This is a genomic window from Clostridium sp. KNHs216 (assembly GCF_006714885.1).
GTDB lineage: Bacteria > Bacillota > Clostridia > Oscillospirales > Acutalibacteraceae > Caproiciproducens.
The window spans coordinates 2,351,121-2,366,221 of the sequence record NZ_VFMF01000001.1 but is presented as its reverse complement, the minus strand read 5'-3'; the positions used below and the strand labels follow the sequence as shown (position 1 = coordinate 2,366,221).

Genomic DNA, 15,101 nt, shown 5'->3' with positions numbered 1-15,101 from the left:
CAAACGCCCGCACGAGTTCAGGTGTCTGCTTCCGGATGCCGGTTTGCTCTTGAATGACAAGAATGAGCGAATGGAACAAAGTCCATTTTATGCTCCCTTGAACTCAAGTGAGCAGTATAAATTGATAGTTGAGCAGTCAAGCGGAACAGGGGAAAATACACCCCTCTTGCACAGCCAGAAGGCCTATAAGTTTTCTTTTAAGATCATTAACCCTTTTTCCAATTTATCCAAAGACTCAGTGGAAGCCAGCGATATTCTAAGGAAACTGTTTTGCTGATTTGACGCCGTAAGGAAGCGGTCCGAGTGGAATACCCGCACCCCCTTCTCTTGCAGGCGGAGCAATAGCCGATCCGTGTTTTGCTTCTCCGTCAAAGGAAGCCATCGAAAGAAGCTGAACGGATGTCCTTTTCTTGGAGCTTGGGGAAAATAGTATAAAAACATGTCGTTTACAGCCTGTGCAAGTTTTTTCTTTTCAAGTACAATTTCATTTGCCTGTCCCGACAAAATCAGCTCTGTAATAATTTCTGCGTCAAGGGAAGACGTTTTTACGTTGATGTTAAAAATTGCTTTCAAAATCCGTTCTTTGAATTGTTCGCCAAATACCATATAAGCAACCCGAAGCCCCGAGCACAGGGATTTGGATGTCCCGCAAATATAAACCGTTTGCTCCGGCAGGAGCTGATAGAAGGGACGCTGATAATCCGCTATGATTCCGGCAGTTAAAAAAGCATGAATATCATCCTCGATTACAATCAGTTTGTGTTTTAGAATGACGGCGGCCAGCTCCTGCTTTCGTTTATCTGAAATCATGATCGTTGTGGGGTTGCAGCAGCAAGGCATCAAAAAAATGCCTTGTATTTTTGTTTGACGGCATTGGCTGTCCAGTTCATCCGGAAGCATTCCGTGATCGTCTCCAGAAACCGGAACCAACTGAATATGAAAAGTTTTGGACAGTTCAATGAAATTGGAATAAGTATAGCGGTCAACAGCTATGCGGCTTCCGGGTTCAAACAGCGCAAACAGGGCGATTGCCAGAGCATTCTGCGCACCGGATACGATCGCCATATTCTCCGGTTCTGTATCAACACCAAAGGACTGCATCCAATTAAGAGCTGCCATTTTCTGATGCGGCATTCCGGTGGGATCGTCATAGTCAAAAAGCTGTTCGAGATAGCGCTTTTTAAGGATATTTTTCGCAGCGCCTGAAACCATACGATTGCATTGTTCAAAAGATGCGACAAAGCCAAGTTCAATATATTCCCGTGGAGCGTTATCCAGCGAAATGGTAACAGAACGTGTGGCGTTTGGTGAAACAAACGTACCGCTTCCTGTTACGGCATAGATCAGCCCTCTGAGTTCACACAGCTTGTAAGCTCTTGTGATGGTAGTAAAATTAACATCCAGATAATCCGCCAGTTCCCGCTGCGGCGGGAGTTTCGTACCCGGCGCCAGCAATCCGTTTGCAATATCGTGTTCCAGCAAATTGGCAAGCGATTGATATACCGGGCGGTTCAACATTTGCCTGTCCGGCTTCCAAGACATATGGTAATTCAAAAAAGAGTTTATCGGCATATGGTCCCCCAACAACATTGTAATACATACAATTATATCATTGAGTGTATGTATTTTTAATGCTAAAATATGAAGTATCCCGATCTTTGAAAGGGGGACCGCACCCTTGGAACAAAAAAAACAAATATTACATAAGGCTTTCAAAGCTGCCTTTCCCTATACTGTTCCGATTTTTGCGGGATTTGTATTTTTAGGGATAGCCTATGGCATCTATATGAATACTTTAGGCTTTCCTTTTTTATACCCCATGCTGATGAGCCTGACTATTTTTGGCGGCTCGGTGGAATTTGTGGTGGCAGGCCTGCTGCTGGCAGCCTTCGACCCGCTCAAAGCATTGGCCCTGACGCTGGTGATTAATGCCCGACATTTATTTTACGGTATTTCTATGCTGGAGAAATACCGGGTCCCGGGGCTTAAACGATTTTATCTGATTTTCGGCATGTGCGACGAATCCTTTTCCATCAACTGCACGGCAGATATTCCGGAAGGTGTCGATAAGAGCTGGTTCCTGTTTTTTGTCACGCTTTTGAATCACTTCTATTGGGTGTTGGGCGCTACTTTGGGAGGCCTGTTCGGTGGCTTAATCCAGTTCAACACAGACGGCCTTGAGTTTGTCATGACCGCGTTGTTTGTGGTTATTTTTTTGGATCAGTGGATGAAAGAAAAAAAACATCACAGCTCTTTGGCCGGGTTGGGAATCTCTGCGGCATGTCTGATTCTGTTTGGAAGCGACCACTTTATTATCCCGGCAATGATACTGATCCTGCTGGCTCTGCCCCTGCCCAAAGGGATGCTTATGAAAGCAGGTGCAGTGAAATGGCAATGAGTATCGGTCAACAGATTATAACGGTCGCGGTCGTGGTTTTGGGTACGATGGCAACACGTTTCCTTCCTTTTATCCTGTTTCCCGCAAATAAACCGACGCCGAAATATGTTCAGTATTTGGGAAAGGTCTTGCCCGCGGCGGTGCTGGGAATGCTCGTGATATATTGTTTGAAGGATGTAAACATCCTTGCCGGAAGCCGCGGAATCCCGGAGCTGATTGCCATCGCAGCCGTCGTGGTACTCCACTTCTGGAAAAAGCAAATGCTGCTCTCCATCGCAGGAGGGACCATTGTTTACATGTTGCTGATACAGCTTGTGTTTTAAGGGGGAGTGACGTCTATGAAATACTGTATTTTGATGGGAAGTCCAAGAAAAACAGGCAATACCGCCTCTCTGCTAAAGCCTTTTACGGAAGAACTCTCCGCCTGCGGAGCAGAGTATGATCTGATTTCGTTATACGGCAAAAACATTCAGCCTTGCATTGCTTGCAGGGCGTGTCAGGCGGACTGGTCAAAATTCGGCTGCCGATATCAGGATGATGTGCAGGAAATATTCGATAAAATACTTGCTTCGGACATGCTCGTACTGGCAACGCCAATTTACTCGTGGTACTGCACGCCGCCGATGAAGGCTTTGTTGGATCGTTTGGTCTACGGCATGAACAAATACTATGGAAATGAGAAAGGTCCCGCGCTCTGGGCAGGAAAGAAACTGGCTTTGCTGACCACCTGCGGCTACCGCCCGGAAAAAGGAGCCGATCTTTTTGAGATCGGAATGGAACGATATTGCAGGCACTCACAGCTTGTCTATATGGGGATGCTTGCAGAACGTGATCCTGGCTATGAAACCGTCTTTATGGATGAATATAAAGAAAACCGTGTTCGGGAATATGCCCGCAAATTATGCGGTATCATATCCGACTCATAAAGTAAAGGGGGAATATTTATGGAAAAACAATACGGTCCTGGCCGTCCTCTCTCTTCTCCCTGCTGTCTGCTATATTGTTTACGCTTATAAGCTGAATACAGCCCTGGAGATAGACAAGTATTATCCCAGACTGTAATGAAAGCGAAAGGAGCCCGACATGCTGCCGGGCTCGGCTTCTCCGTCAATTTCAATGCTGGGGTATAGTAACCCATCAATCTCTGTCTATTCAAATTCAACCCTTGCCATAAAACAAATCCTCCAATAAAGATTATTTACAATTCATCGGTAATCGTTCAGCCGTGTGCTAAACCATTATGATTTTTGTAAACATCCTTATCGGAGGACTGCTCATGCTCTACGACTTTTCTATCTTTATGCCTCGTCCTGCAGCGTTTTCGCGCCGGTCAAAATTTTCTGAACGTCGTCCTGCGTTACGATCCCGTAAACCGCGCCGTTCACCACCGCGGTGTAAAGCCGGTCGCCGGTCTTGTAAAACAGGGCCGTGTCCGTCCCGCTTTTGTCAAAGTAGGTGTACTCCAGCTTCAGTTCCGGAGTGCCGGCTGGCGTAGCGTCGGCCGCCTCCAGAAGCTGGATTCCCGTGACCTGCTGGAAATAAGCGGTATAGTTTTTCTCATAGTCCAGCTTTTTCCCATCGGTTCCGGTGACCGCATAGGCGTATTCGGTTTTATCCTGGGTGGATTTTGTTTCGTCCTTGGTTCTGGCGACGGCAAAGGTCCGGACCGTGCCGCCCGCCGTTACGGAAAGCGATTTTACCGCTGTGATGTCGGGCTTGAGAATGTCCTTGCTGCGGAGCGCAAACGCGTTCGTGCTTACCCACGCGTCAAGGCTTCCCGCCTTGACCAGATAGACCGCGTCCACCTTGTCGAGCTTTACATAATAAGAGGAATCTTTTTTCGTGCCGACCAGAAGCCGATAGCTTTCCCTGTTTACCGTAAAATCGGCAATCGCGAAGGGTTTGTCAAGCCCGTAGCTTTTCAGCGCCGCGGCGTCAGGATTCACGGCCTCGACGGAGTCCGCAGTCAGGTCCGTCAGCGCCGACTCGACCGCGCTGAGCTTCTCGGCATCCGTGGGTGCGCTGACCGGGGAGGTAATCACGCTCTCCGTTCCGCTTTTTTCCACGGTGACGGGCTGCGAAAAATTCGTGCCGCTCAGTGTTATTTTTGTAAAGTCGTTCACGCCGCTGCTGCTGGTAACCGCCATCACGGTCTTACTGACGAAATAGGTCTTGCTATCCAGAATCCCGCCGTCAATACTGACGATATATACGTTGTCGGAATTTTCGCCGCACATATAGTACGCGCTGCTGTCCGTGGCGGAGGGATTTCCAATTTTATAATTATAGGCGCTTCCATCCTTGAAAGCGACTTCCACGGTGGCCTGCGGATCCTTCAGCCCGAATTCGCTCAGGTTGCTGACAATCCCCAGATTTTTGGTGGCGACAAGGCTGAATCCGTTCTGAACAACCTGAGAGGCGGCGGTGCTGTTGATCGGCACGCCGCCGAGCTCTTTGACCAGATAGGTGATTTCCGCCGCAGTGCCGGAGGCGGCGGAAGATGCGGAGGAACCGGTATCTGATTTTTCAACCGGGACGAGCGTATAGCCGCCTTTTTTATTTTTTACGGACATGGATACGATGTCCTGACTCGTTTTTGAGACAAGCTCAATGGTCGAAGCGGAAGTCTCGGAAGAAGCGGTCTCCTGTTTGTCCCCCGTCGTCAGCAGGACGGCGGCCACTCCGCCGAGCACCACGATACAGCCGGCGACAATTGCCAGATTTCTTGTGCTGGTTTTCATCTTACAGGCGCCTCCTCTTGCGGTACACACAAACGCCGGCAACCACTACGAGCAAGGGGATCAGCAGGGTAAACACGCCGATGCCGAGCAGAACGCTCATTTCGGCGCTCAGGGTAATATCGGAAACATTGGTCTGTACGGAGGTCTCCGTAATGGCGGTGGCGGAATTGGTGGTACCGGTCGCGTAGCGGGAAAGGTCAACCACGTATTTCGCGTTGCCAAAGGTGCTCGCGCCCAGAATCTCCCCGGCAAACATGGTGGTGCTGCCCAGCGCGATCACATTTGCCTTGTATTCCTTCGTTCCGGACTGCACTTTATCCTGTGAAAGCACCGCCGTATTATATGCGGCCTTCTGCGGCGTATCGTCCGCCTTGGTGTTGTTGTCCACCAGATAGCAGGAATCGTTGGACTTCGCCAGCGAATAAGTCGTTTTGGTTTCTCTGGTTTCAAACAGAAGGTTGATCGGGTTGGACTGCGGAGTGGTAAAGTAACCGTAATCCGACTGTCCGCCCAGACTCAGCCCGGTCTGCACGGTGGAAAGAATATAGCTTGGGTCGTCGGTGTAATATTTGCTCTGGTCGCTTTCCACAACCACGGCCTGTGGCACCTCGATGCCCCATTCCTTCAGGAAAGCGGAGAGCTTCGGCATAGCCTGCTGGCTGGGATGGAAGGTAATCAGCAGGGAACGGTCGCCCGCAATTGCGGAGCTGCTCAGGAAGGTATCCAGCTTTTTCAGCTCCGCGTCGGTATAGTCGGTGGTGGGGCAGCCCAGAACGACCAGACGGGTATTGTCGGGAATCGCGTCCGTCAGCAGGTTGAAATCCTTTGTTTCAAAGCTGTTGTTTGCCAGCAGCTTTTGATAGGTGGTCGTTTCCAGCTGCTCGCTGTGGCCCGTGTCGAACGCGGCGATCGCGACGGTGTCCGCGATCACGGAATTGAGGGCGGAAGCAAGCGCGCTGTCCACCATGGAATAGGTTTCCGTCGACACGCCGTCTGAGCCGTACTGCACGTTGAACAGGTCGGTGTAGGCGAGCACGCGGTAGCGTTTGTCCGTCTTAACCAGCACGTCGCCCGCGACCAGATTATCGTTTTTATAGGTGCTTGCGAAGGTCGGATTCTTATCAAGGTCCATATACTCCACCTTGATATTGGTGTTTTTCTCAGCGATTTTCTCGGCGAGCTCCCCGACCTGGCTGTATTTGATGCCGTATTCCGACAGAAGCTGGTCGCCCTTCGTTTGTGCCTGTGTCGCCATAATATAGATGGTGGTCGGCACGTTCACTTTGGAGACGATTTCCGCCGCCTGAGTGGAGAGGGTATTCACTTTATTTTTTGTCAGATCCAGATTCATGGACGGATACCGCTGCGCCAGCACGCTCACGATCACATTGATGAGAATGACGACGATCAGGAACCCGGCGGTAAACGCGGTGGAAATTTCACCGCGGCGGAATTTTGTGCTTTTCGTGTACGCGCCGACCTTTTCGGCCAATTTGCCTTTTTTCTTCTTTTCTTCCGGCTCATTGGCGCCGTCGGCCTCTTCTGTTTCGGAGTCTGTGTTCTCTTCCGAAAAATTCCTGGTGCTTTCCTTTTCGGCGGGTTCTTCCCCGGCGGCAGGCTCCGTCTGTTCCGCCGCAGTCTCTTCGGCGGCTTCGGTTTCCGGAGTGGTCTTTTCTATTTCATGATTGTTATCCCTGTTCATTTTCATACCCCCTTAGCTCCATCTTCTGCTTTCAAGCTTGCGGGCGGTCAGGAAAATAAAAACCGCGATCACGCTGAGGAAAAAGACAATGCTTGAAAGATCAAAAATTCCTTTGGTAAACGGCTGGTACCGTGTGTTGAAGGACAGCCAGCCGATCAGCTTGACCGCGACCGTGTTGCTGACAAGACTGGTAAGCTGATCAACGACCAGAAGAAGGATGGAAATACCGAACGTGCCGATAGCGGCGACGATCTGGCTTTGCGTCAGCGAGGAAATAAAGATGCCGATGGAGATCATGGCCGCGCCGTACAGCAGGGAACCGAAAAAGTTCCCGAAAACCAGCGCCCATTCCGGCGCGGAAAACAGGCCGATCACGGCTACGGGAATCAGGGTGCCGACCATGGCAATGGTATACACGGCCAGCGCGGCCAGAAATTTTCCCGCCACAATGGAGGTGACGCCCACCGGCGCGGTCAGAAGCGCCTGATCGGTGCGGTTGCGCATTTCCTCACTGAAGCTGCGCATGGTGATGATCGGAATAATCATCATGCTCCAGATAAACATGGTGGCGTATACGCTGGAGATATAGGAGGAGGAACGCAGCATCAGCACCTGGAAGAAATAATATCCGTACAGCGCCAGAATCATGGCGACGCAGACATAGCCGATGGGGGAGGTAAAATACGATTTCAGCTCCCGTTTGGTAATCGCTCTCATTCTTCTTCCTCTCCTTCCGTTATCGTTTCAGCAGCGGCGTCCTTTGTATAGGCCGCGCTGGTCAGGCGCAGAAACACGTCCTCGAGCGAAAGCCCGGTGTTGGACATGGACAGAATGGGATAATTTTTCGCCGCGGCCGCCCGGAAAAGCTCCCGGCGGACATCGCGGCCGTCGCGGGCCTCTACCTCGTACTCGAAAACGCCCGGCTCTTTTTCGCCGCAGCTCTGCACGGTTTCCACGAACTTGACGGATTTCAGGGCGTTTCTGACGTCGGTCTCGTTTCCTTCTATCCGGACGATCAGCTTATGGTCGGCGCTCAGGCTCTGCGAAAGGCTTTCCGGCGTGCCGTCCGCGACCAGCGTTCCCTTATTGACAATGATGATGCGCTCACAGACCGCCTGGATTTCCGGCAGGATGTGGGAGCTTAAAATAATCGTATGTTTTTTGCCCAGGTTGTGAATCAGGTTGCGAATTTCGATAATCTGCTTAGGGTCAAGCCCGACGGTGGGCTCGTCTAAGATCAGAACAGGGGGATTGCCCAAAAGCGCCTGCGCAAAACCGACGCGCTGTTTGTAGCCCTTGCTCAGGTTATTGATGAGGCGGTGATACACGTCGTTGATTTTCACCAGCGTACAGATTTCCCTGATATGCTTTTCGCGCGGGAGTGTGACTTTTTTCAGGTCAAAGAGGAAGTCCAGATATTCCTTCACCGTCATATCCGGGTAAAGCGGCGGCATTTCGGGCATATAGCCGATCAGCTTTTTCACTTCGTTGGGATTGTCAAGCGTGTTGTACCCGCCGACCGTGACCGAGCCGGAGCTGGCCGACAGATAGCCGGTAATAATGTTCATGGTGGTTGACTTTCCCGCGCCGTTCGGCCCCAAAAAACCGACGACGGTTCCTTCTTCAACCGAGAAGCTGATGTTGTTCAAAGCGACGTTTTGACCGTAGCGCTTTGAGAGGTTTTTCACCTCAATCATGCAGATCCCTCCTGATGTTTCCATTATTTTCGTGACCGATGCAGAAACGAATTTTTATCCGCTCCTCTTAAAAGGGAGCCGGAAAAAGAAAGCGTGATTTTGTCGACAGCCTGAGGCGGACAAAGCCCGCTGTAACGCCATTTTATTGTAGCAATTCGGCGCGGTCGGAATGTAAACTTTTTTTGAATGTTTCCATTCTATTTTATAAACTTTATGTGATGGCTATGTGAAAAGAGTCGGGAAATAAAAGAAAAGAGCCGCCTCGGGGACCGCAGTACCCGGACAGCAATTCATTTTTTCTGTTCTTCCTCGTTTTTTGTCCCGTCCGGCTTTGCGGCGGCGGCTTCCGTACCGCTTTTCCTGCCCTTCAGCCAGCGCAGGGCTTCAGGCGCATACGCTACGATCAGCCCGATTCCAAGGCCGATGGGCAGCCAGCTTCCCTGTGGGTTTCCGATGGCGAAAAACAGGGAGGCGGCCCAAAGGCCCAGATACATCATAAGACGTTTTTTCGGCTCGCTCAGCTCAGTGGGCTTTTTCTTTTTCATGGCGCACCCCTCAGATTTTTCCGTCCTTCAAAAACCGCGCGGTTTTTAAAACCAGCACCTGCGTTTTAGAGTCGGGGATTTCCCCGTCCATCACCATGCGCACCGCTTCGTCCACCGGGATTTTTTCCGTTTCCAGAAACTCATCCTCGTCAAACTGCGTCTTGCCGGAGGTTTCCAGACGGCAGGCGTACAGATAAATGATTTCGTTGGAGTAACCGGGGGAAGGATAAAGCTTTCCCATATCGATATAGCGGGAACCGGTGGTGCCCGTTTCCTCAAGCTGCTCGCGCTTCATCGCTTCAAACGGGTCCTCGCCGGGTTCCAGCTTGCCCGCCGGCGTTTCCAGAACGACTTCTTTATAAGGATACCGAAACTGGCGGACAAACAGAATTTCATTCTTTTCCGTCAGCACGGCGACGCTGACCCCGCCCGGGTGGTCGACGCACTCCCGGGTGGAGGCTTTTCCGTTGATCAGCTCCACCTTATCCACGTGAAATTTGAGGATTCTTCCTTCATAAATATCGTTTCTGCTCAGGGTCTTTTCGTTGAATTCCATTTTTTTCTTCCTGTTCAAATAATTGTTTTTAAGAAGGCGTCTTCGCTTTTTTCCTCATAGAGAAAAACATGTGCCCATTTCAAAACTTAAAGTATAAAACACAATAAATATAACGAAAAGTATTTGGTTATATAACCATTTCTTCCTCCTTGAGGGAGGTGGCGCGCTCGGCGCGAGGGAAGGAGTTCCGGAGCAGTCGGACTTCGATTTAGCATAAGCCGACTGGGAGCTTCGCCGTAGGCGTCTGCCGACCGCATGGTCCGCGGCGGAGGGAGTCAACCACGCATAACTGTTTGAGAACATCTACGGAAGGAGTTGTCCCCCTTACTTGAACGCGTAGGTGTAGTTTTGATCAAAGGAGTAAAGCTGACGGTAAATCTGTGCGGCGCGGCTGCGGTAATAATCCATGGTCGCGCTCGCGGCGTTGACCTGGGCCATGGTTCCGCCCGCGGCGTATGCGTCGTCACTGATTTTTTTCAGCGCTTCTGTCTTGCCGTTCACCCAGGCGGTCTGCTCCGCTTTGATCTTGGAAAGGGCGTCGCCCGTGGCCAGTTTCGTGACCTTGCCATAAGCGGAGGTGACTTCTTTTTCCCAGATTCCGGCGTACTTATTGGAAAGGTCGACCATCTCCACATTGGAGAATGCCTTGTTGGACTCCGCGATATATTGCTTGTCAATCGGATTTTTCTTAAACAGCGCATTAAACTCCGGGCTGTCGGTCTCTATATCGATGACCGGGCCGGGCTGGGATTCGGACGGTTCGTTCGGCGTTACCACAGGAACGCTGCTGATCAGTTCGCTCTGCGCACTGCTGGCAGGCTGGGACTCCGCCTGAGAGGACTCACCGAGCCCGCTTGCCGGGACGGAGCTTTGCCCGCCCTTCACCGACCCGCAGCCCGCGAACGCCGCAATCGCCACGGCAGCCGCCAGGGGAATGCAAAGCTTTTTCCAGTGATTCATTGACTGCACCCTTTCTTATTCCTCGGTGTTTTCCTGTTCCGTATCCGTTGAAAGATTCTCTTCCATGTCCTCCGATTCGTCTTCGCAGCCGGCGTCGGCGTCGCCCTCGTCCACGGGCAGTGCATCCACCGCGTCCTCTTCGTGCGCCGTGCGGGCCAGCGTGACAACCTCGCTGTTTTCGTTCAGGCGCATGACGCGCACGCCCTTGGCGGGCCTTGCGCATTCGCGGATGGAGTTGGCCGGAATACGGATAATGATACCGTCGGAGGAAATCAGAATCACGTCGTCGTCCAGATCGACCACCTTGATGGCGGCGACCTCTCCGTATTTCTGAATATGATAGTTGGTAAGGCCCTTGCCGCCCCTCGACTGGATGCGGTAATCGTTAATGCTGGAAAGGCGCCCGTAGCCGGTTGCGGAAACGGTCAGCACAAGGCCGTCCGCGCGCAGCGAGCTCATTCCCACGACATAATCGCTGTCCTTCAGGGTAATCGCTTTGACTCCGCGGGCGGTTCTGCCCATGGGGCGGACGTCCCTTTCATCAAAACGGATGGCCATGCCCAAGCGGGTCGCGACCAGAAGCTGCGTATCGCCGGAGGTCAGGCGCACCCAGGAAAGCTCGTCGCCGTCGTCCAGATCGATCGCGATCACGCCGCCCTTGCGCGCGGTATCGTAAGCCGAAAGGCTGGTGCGCTTGATGATGCCGTTACGCGTCACCATGCACAGATAGCTTTCGTCGTCGAATTCCGGCACGCGGATCATGGAGGTAACCTTTTCATCCTGCGCAATCGGCAGCAGGTTCGCAATATTCATCCCCTTGCTCGTGCGGGAGCCCTCCGGGATTTCATAGCATTTCAGCCGGTACACGCGGCCCAGGTTGGTAAAGAACATGACATAGTCGTGGCTGTTGATGACAAACATGTCGCTCGCGACATCCTCTTCACGCCTCGTCATGCCGCTGACTCCGCGGCCGCCCCTGCGCTGAATATGGTAAGTATCGGTTTTCTGACGCTTGACGTAACCGAAGTTGGTCAGGGTCAGCACGCATTCCTCCTGCGGAATCAGATCTTCAATATCGACCTCGCCGCTGACGGTCGCAATTTCCGTACGGCGTTCGTCGCTGAATTTATTCTTTACCGCGAGAGCCTCGTCCTTGACGATACCGAGCAGACGCGTTTCATTGCTTAAAATATCTTTGTAATCTTCGATTTTCGCTTCCAGAGCGGCGATTTCGTCCAGCAGCTTCTGGCGCTCCAGACCGGTGAGTGCGCCAAGCGGCATCTGTACGATCGCCTGTGTCTGCGGGTCGTCCAGCCCGAAGCGTTCCGTCAGGCGGGCTCTTGCCGTCGCTCTGTCCTTGGAACCGCGGATAATGGAAATCACTTCGTCAATGTTGTCGACGGCGATTTTCAGTCCTTCCAGAAGATGGGCGCGCTCTTCGGCCTTTTTGAGGTCGTACAGGGTGCGGCGCCTTACGACGCTTTCCTGGAATTGAATGTACTCCTGCAGCATTTCCTTGAGCGTCAGCGTTTTGGGTTCGCCGTTGACAATGGCGATCATGATGACGCCGAACGTCGTCTGCATCTGGGTATAGGAATAAAGCTGATTCAGAACGATCTGCGGGGAAGCGTCGCGCTTCACGCTGACCAGCAGGTGCATGCCCTCGCGGTCGGAGTGGTCCTCCACGTTGGAAATTCCCTCAATACGCTTGTCCTTGACCAGCTCTGCGATGCTTTCGACCAGCCTTGCCTTATTGACCTGATAGGGCAGCTCCGTGACGACGATATTGAAACGGCCGTTTTTCTCTTCCTCGATCTCCGCGCGGGCGCGCACCGTGATGCGGCCGCGGCCGGTGGCGTAGGCGGCGCGGATGCCCGCCCGGCCCATGATGATGCCGCCGGTGGGGAAGTCCGGCCCTTTGATGCTCTGCATCAGATCGTCCAGCGAAGCCTCGGGGTCGTCGATCAGCGTGCACATGCCGTCGATGACCTCACCCATATTATGCGGGGGAATATTCGTTGCCATGCCGACCGCGATACCGGTCGAGCCGTTGACCAGAAGATTCGGAAAATGGCTGGGCAGAACAATGGGTTCCTTCAGACGGTCGTCGTAGTTCGGCTGGAAATCGACAGTATCCTTGTCGATATCCTCCAGCATTTCCACGGCGATCTTGCTCATGCGGGCCTCGGTATAACGGTAGGCGGCCGGGGGGTCGCCGTCCACGGAACCGAAGTTGCCGTGTCCGTCCACCAGCATATAGCGCATGGAGAAATCCTGCGCCAGACGCACCAGCGCGTCGTAGACCGAAGCGTCGCCGTGCGGATGGTAGCGGCCCAGCACGGAACCGACGGTATCCGCGCATTTGCGGTAAGCCTTTTCCGGGGACAGGCCGTTTTCAAACATGGTATACAGAATCCTTCTGTGAACCGGTTTTAACCCGTCGCGCACGTCCGGCAGCGCGCGGGACACAATGACCGACATGGAATAGGCAAGAAACGACTGTTTCATTTCCTTTTCAAGGTCGACATTGATGATTTTTTGATTTTCCTGAAATTCGTCCATTAGCGGGCACCTTCCTGCTGATATTTTTCCTGAAGCTTTGTCTCAAGAATATTGTGAATTCTGGTACATTCGCTTTCGTTCATCGCCCTTTTGGGGATAAACTTCATCTCATTGATTCCTGTGTATATAATAAAAACCCTCGCGTCCTCATACGCTTTATACAGCATCTCATAGGGAAGGACAGCCGTATACCGTTCGGTTTGAAAGGTTATGGTTTCCTCTGAAAATTCCGTGGTCTGCGCGATAAATCTTTCACTGTTCGCCGTAAAGTAACTCAGGGCGTGCCGCCGCACGGCGTACAGCACAATCGTATCGTAAAAGCATCCGATGATCACGCCGACCGCAGCCATGGCCGCGTAAATAAAATCCTGATAGAAATTCCCGTAAACAAAGGCCTTTAAAAGAAACGCGGCCAGAATCAGGACGGTCCCCGTAACCTTCAGAATGATTTTTTCGCTTTTCCTTACGGCGGCTTTCGCCGCCGCGGCCTTGAAGTCGGCATAATCGAATTTTGTGGTAAGGCAGCTTACCGAAATTGGGCTTTCAGGCAAATAAATCCCTCCTTAACGCCCGCTTTTTAGATAGCGCGAAGCAAACGCGCCGGCAAGGTGTGCGGATATTTTTTCAATCTGTTCGTTCGTAAGTCCCTGTTTTTTGATGATCAGCAAGTCCCGTTCCCGCCCGCCTGTCACGACAAAGGCGGAGGGGGTCTCTATACACTTGCTGAAATCGGTCCAGTATTCCAGCATTTTTTCACAGCTGCTTTGAATCACCACGCTGTCGCGAAAAATTTCAATTTTCTGCGGCAGGGCCAGCAGCCGGTTAGAGCGGTACAGCTCCGCCGCCCATTTCCGGATATCGTTCGGCTGGATAAAAAAGAACAGAAAGGCGAGCGCAAGTGCCAGAACAATTCCGCACGCGGGCCCCCAGCAGGTAAAAAATCTTGCGCGGTAAAATGGAATAAAGGAAGCGATGACGATGGCCGCAGAAAGACAGATCCCCGCCCGCACCCATTTTGTGTGGATGGGCGAAACAGCGCTCTGCGCGGTATAGTATGCCGCGGCGTATTCGTCGGGGCCAACCGTCTGTTCCACCGTATCGACCGGCCCTCCCTCGTAAAACGTCGGCATCTTTTCGTCTCCTTTCCTTTTTCAGCTTTTGGGGTGCGTCCCCGCCAGAAGCATTGCCTGAACCTCCGGCAAAACGGCCGGTTCCACACAGCGCAGCGGAAGAATCACCATATTTCGGTCGTCTATGTACAGCACGATCAGATTTTCGATCTGAACACATTCGCTGGTCCCGTCGAGCGAAATTTCCCATCTTTTGCCGGGCAGCCCCATTTCGATATGGTCGGGGTAAATCTTCATGCGGATCTCCCTGCCGTCGGCGATTTTTGACGAATGCGCCCGGATGACGGCCGTCGGGAAAATCGCCACCACCAGAACCAGCAGAATGCACACCACCGCCAAAGACACGTAACGGCTGTCGCCCGTCGAACGGAACTGCATCAGAAAGACGACCGCCATCGCGGCGCTCATCACGACCGCAACGGCCGAAAGCCCTATCCTCGTACCGGTGTACTGGCTTTTCCAAAGAACCTTGAAGATTTCTCCGGAGGTCAGCGTGTAGGTCAGCTTGATTCCCGTATTCTGTTCCTCAAACGCCAGCGCCGTTTCATCGGCGACCAGCTCCGCTTCGGAACCGTCCCATTCCACTTTGTCTTCCTCAGGTTGGTCCTCGTCGGGGGTCTGTTCCCCCCGGGGTTCAGGAGGTTTTGAGGCAGTTTCCTGTTCCTTCACAAATTGTTTCATGAGAAATTCTCCTTTTCGCTTATGTAGCACAAACTGTATTTTTCATACTAAAATATACGAATTGTAAAATATTTTTCTGATTTTACCTGCATTTATGGAAAAATATCCGCGCAAAGTACGAAAAGCCGC

At 52.2% G+C, this 15,101-nt stretch carries 15 protein-coding genes; 3 read left to right on the top strand and 12 right to left on the bottom strand.

The window, feature by feature from the left end; all coding sequences use genetic code 11:
* Positions 1 to 183 precede the first annotated feature (183 nt).
* The gene (locus LY85_RS11520) at positions 184 to 1,572 is read right to left on the bottom strand and encodes a PLP-dependent aminotransferase family protein (RefSeq protein ID WP_141826745.1); all 1,389 of its coding nucleotides are present in this window, start codon (positions 1,570 to 1,572) and stop codon (positions 184 to 186) included.
* A 106-nt stretch (positions 1,573 to 1,678) separates the two neighbouring features.
* On the opposite strand from LY85_RS11520, the gene LY85_RS11515 reads away from it, so the two are divergent.
* The 3 genes from LY85_RS11515 to LY85_RS11505 are packed head-to-tail and all read left to right on the top strand — an operon-like array spanning position 1,679 to position 3,324.
* On the top strand, positions 1,679 to 2,398 hold the full coding sequence (locus LY85_RS11515; protein WP_141826744.1) for an AzlC family ABC transporter permease: 720 nt from the start codon (positions 1,679 to 1,681) through the stop codon (positions 2,396 to 2,398).
* Complete coding sequence (locus tag LY85_RS11510) at positions 2,389 to 2,721, top strand: branched-chain amino acid transporter permease (RefSeq protein ID WP_141826743.1); 333 nt, start codon at positions 2,389 to 2,391, stop codon at positions 2,719 to 2,721. The genes LY85_RS11515 and LY85_RS11510 overlap by 10 nt, the downstream gene beginning before the upstream one ends.
* Before the next feature lie 15 nt (positions 2,722 to 2,736).
* Positions 2,737 to 3,324, top strand: coding sequence for a flavodoxin family protein (locus LY85_RS11505; RefSeq protein WP_141826742.1), 588 nt, complete (start codon positions 2,737 to 2,739; stop codon positions 3,322 to 3,324).
* A gap of 372 nt (positions 3,325 to 3,696) precedes the next feature.
* Here LY85_RS11505 and LY85_RS11500 read toward each other — a convergent pair whose 3' ends face one another.
* The 11 genes from LY85_RS11500 to LY85_RS11450 all read right to left on the bottom strand — a co-directional run bounded on the left by LY85_RS11500 (position 3,697) and on the right by LY85_RS11450 (position 14,972).
* The gene (locus LY85_RS11500) at positions 3,697 to 5,139 is read right to left on the bottom strand and encodes a DUF4340 domain-containing protein (RefSeq protein ID WP_141826741.1); all 1,443 of its coding nucleotides are present in this window, start codon (positions 5,137 to 5,139) and stop codon (positions 3,697 to 3,699) included.
* A 1-nt stretch (position 5,140) separates the two neighbouring features.
* Entirely contained in the window at positions 5,141 to 6,841 is a 1,701-nt protein-coding gene (locus tag LY85_RS11495) for a Gldg family protein (RefSeq protein ID WP_243122538.1), read from the bottom strand.
* Between the two features lie 12 nt (positions 6,842 to 6,853).
* Positions 6,854 to 7,558 carry an ABC transporter permease subunit gene (locus tag LY85_RS11490; RefSeq protein WP_141826739.1) on the bottom strand — a complete coding sequence of 235 codons (705 nt, stop codon included), beginning with the start codon at positions 7,556 to 7,558 and terminating at the stop codon, positions 6,854 to 6,856.
* The gene (locus tag LY85_RS11485; RefSeq protein WP_141826738.1) at positions 7,555 to 8,538 is read right to left on the bottom strand and encodes an ABC transporter ATP-binding protein; all 984 of its coding nucleotides are present in this window, start codon (positions 8,536 to 8,538) and stop codon (positions 7,555 to 7,557) included. The genes LY85_RS11490 and LY85_RS11485 overlap by 4 nt, the downstream gene beginning before the upstream one ends.
* A 290-nt stretch (positions 8,539 to 8,828) precedes the next feature.
* The gene (locus LY85_RS11480) at positions 8,829 to 9,083 is read right to left on the bottom strand and encodes a hypothetical protein (RefSeq protein WP_141826737.1); all 255 of its coding nucleotides are present in this window, start codon (positions 9,081 to 9,083) and stop codon (positions 8,829 to 8,831) included.
* 10 nt (positions 9,084 to 9,093) lie between these two features.
* Positions 9,094 to 9,639: an NUDIX hydrolase gene (locus LY85_RS11475; RefSeq protein ID WP_141826736.1), complete on the bottom strand. Its 546-nt coding sequence runs from the start codon at positions 9,637 to 9,639 to the stop codon at positions 9,094 to 9,096.
* A 324-nt stretch (positions 9,640 to 9,963) separates the two neighbouring features.
* Positions 9,964 to 10,599, bottom strand: coding sequence for a lysozyme inhibitor LprI family protein (locus LY85_RS11470; RefSeq protein ID WP_141826735.1), 636 nt, complete (start codon positions 10,597 to 10,599; stop codon positions 9,964 to 9,966).
* Positions 10,600 to 10,614: 15 nt separating this feature from the next.
* Positions 10,615 to 13,161, bottom strand: coding sequence for a DNA gyrase subunit A (gene gyrA / locus LY85_RS11465; RefSeq protein ID WP_038322385.1), 2,547 nt, complete (start codon positions 13,159 to 13,161; stop codon positions 10,615 to 10,617).
* Positions 13,161 to 13,712 (bottom strand): YcxB family protein, encoded by a 552-nt coding sequence (locus tag LY85_RS11460; RefSeq protein ID WP_038322386.1) that lies wholly within the window; start codon positions 13,710 to 13,712, stop codon positions 13,161 to 13,163. The genes gyrA and LY85_RS11460 overlap by 1 nt, the downstream gene beginning before the upstream one ends.
* Positions 13,713 to 13,724: 12 nt before the next feature.
* Positions 13,725 to 14,291, bottom strand: coding sequence for a YcxB family protein (locus LY85_RS11455; protein ID WP_038322387.1), 567 nt, complete (start codon positions 14,289 to 14,291; stop codon positions 13,725 to 13,727).
* Positions 14,292 to 14,312: 21 nt separating this feature from the next.
* Positions 14,313 to 14,972, bottom strand: a complete 660-nt coding sequence (locus tag LY85_RS11450; protein ID WP_141826734.1) for a YcxB family protein — start codon at positions 14,970 to 14,972, stop codon at positions 14,313 to 14,315.
* Positions 14,973 to 15,101: the final 129 nt, after the last annotated feature.

Excerpts from the sequence above, each read along its gene's own strand:
- LY85_RS11520 (WP_141826745.1), bottom strand. The coding sequence starts at position 1,572 with ATGCCGATAAACTCTTTTTTGAATTACCATATGTCTTGGAAGCCGGAC.
- LY85_RS11510 (WP_141826743.1), top strand. The coding sequence starts at position 2,389 with ATGGCAATGAGTATCGGTCAACAGATTATAACGGTCGCGGTCGTGGTT.
- LY85_RS11505 (WP_141826742.1), top strand. The coding sequence starts at position 2,737 with ATGAAATACTGTATTTTGATGGGAAGTCCAAGAAAAACAGGCAATACC.
- LY85_RS11500 (WP_141826741.1), bottom strand. The coding sequence starts at position 5,139 with ATGAAAACCAGCACAAGAAATCTGGCAATTGTCGCCGGCTGTATCGTG.
- LY85_RS11495 (WP_243122538.1), bottom strand. The coding sequence starts at position 6,841 with ATGAACAGGGATAACAATCATGAAATAGAAAAGACCACTCCGGAAACC.
- LY85_RS11490 (WP_141826739.1), bottom strand. The coding sequence starts at position 7,558 with ATGAGAGCGATTACCAAACGGGAGCTGAAATCGTATTTTACCTCCCCC.
- LY85_RS11485 (WP_141826738.1), bottom strand. The coding sequence starts at position 8,538 with ATGATTGAGGTGAAAAACCTCTCAAAGCGCTACGGTCAAAACGTCGCT.
- LY85_RS11480 (WP_141826737.1), bottom strand. The coding sequence starts at position 9,083 with ATGAAAAAGAAAAAGCCCACTGAGCTGAGCGAGCCGAAAAAACGTCTT.
- LY85_RS11475 (WP_141826736.1), bottom strand. The coding sequence starts at position 9,639 with ATGGAATTCAACGAAAAGACCCTGAGCAGAAACGATATTTATGAAGGA.
- LY85_RS11470 (WP_141826735.1), bottom strand. The coding sequence starts at position 10,599 with ATGAATCACTGGAAAAAGCTTTGCATTCCCCTGGCGGCTGCCGTGGCG.
- gyrA (WP_038322385.1), bottom strand. The coding sequence starts at position 13,161 with ATGGACGAATTTCAGGAAAATCAAAAAATCATCAATGTCGACCTTGAA.
- LY85_RS11455 (WP_038322387.1), bottom strand. The coding sequence starts at position 14,291 with ATGCCGACGTTTTACGAGGGAGGGCCGGTCGATACGGTGGAACAGACG.
- LY85_RS11450 (WP_141826734.1), bottom strand. The coding sequence starts at position 14,972 with ATGAAACAATTTGTGAAGGAACAGGAAACTGCCTCAAAACCTCCTGAA.